Source organism: Ensifer sp. CCNWLY38 (assembly GCF_037120565.1).
GTDB lineage: Bacteria > Pseudomonadota > Alphaproteobacteria > Rhizobiales > Rhizobiaceae > Ensifer > Ensifer adhaerens_H.
In genome coordinates this window covers 1-1,117 of the sequence record NZ_JBBBBO010000040.1, presented here as the reverse complement: position 1 = coordinate 1,117, position 1,117 = coordinate 1, and the positions used below count along the sequence as shown (strand labels likewise).

Here is a 1,117-nt window from a genome sequence, read left to right as displayed (position 1 = left end):
GGTGGGTTCAAGGATGAAGTGCGACTTGCGATAGATACCAATGGGTTGTCACTCGCAAGGAATGGCTCATGAGACGCACCTACTCTCAAATCGACATGGATGAACGTCGTAGGATCGCCCGCTGGCGAGCGGCTGGCCTTAGTGCCACTGTTATCGCCGAGAAGCTTGGGCGGCATCGCTCGACGATTTTCCGGGAGCTCAGCCGCAATGCGTTCGACGATGCGCAAATGCCAGAGCTCAGTGGCTACTACTGTGTCACGGCCAACGAGATGGCGCGTGAGCGCAGAGCCAAGTTGCGCAAGCTTGCTCGGTTTGCGCATGTGCGCCGATCGGTGATCGAGCGGATCATGCATGGCTGGTCGCCGCAGCAGATCGCCGGCCGTATGCGGCTGGAGCGTCATCCGATTTCCGTCAGCTACGAGACGATCTACCAATTTGCCTATTCTGCAGACGGTCAGGCCATCAAGCTATGGCGGCATCTGCCGGAACGGCGGGCGAGACGTCGCCCGCGCCATGCCAGGCGGCGCTATGGTCGCCGTTTCAGCCCGGAACTCAACATTCTCCACCGTCCGGACGCGGTCGACGAGCGCAAGCAGTTCGGTCATTGGGAGTGTGATCTCATTCAGTTTCGCAAGAAGTTCGGCAAGGCCAATGTGACGTCGCTGGTCGAGCGTGTCAGCCGCTTTGCGGTCTTCCTGCGCAACAACGACCGGCAATCGAAGCCGATCATGGACGGGCTGATCCAGGCGCTGCAGTCCCTGCCCCATCTCGCCCGCCGGTCGATTACCTTTGACCGTGGCACCGAATTCAGCGAATGGCCGTATCTCCAGGCTGGCATCGGAACGCAGACATGGTTCTGCGACCCGCAGTCGCCGTGGCAGAAAGGTACCGTTGAGAACACCAATCGTCGTGTTCGCAAATGGCTTTCGAGAGACGTTGATCCGCTTTCGATCACCGACGGTGACCTGAAGGACATTTGCGATCGGCTCAACTCGACACCGCGGAAGTGCCTCGGCTACCGAACGCCCGCGGAAGTCTTCCGCAAGAAACTGCTCGCGCAAATGCGACGTGTCGGTTAGCGTTGCACGCGCAAGTCGCAGTTCGGCGTGAACTCACA

General features: G+C 59.7%; 1 protein-coding gene. It reads left to right on the top strand.

All coding sequences use genetic code 11. From position 1 onward, the window contains the following. Positions 1-68 precede the first annotated feature (68 nt). Entirely contained in the window at positions 69-1,079 is a 1,011-nt protein-coding gene (locus tag V7S54_RS33225) for an IS30 family transposase (protein WP_336410025.1), read from the top strand. Positions 1,080-1,117 lie beyond the last annotated feature (38 nt).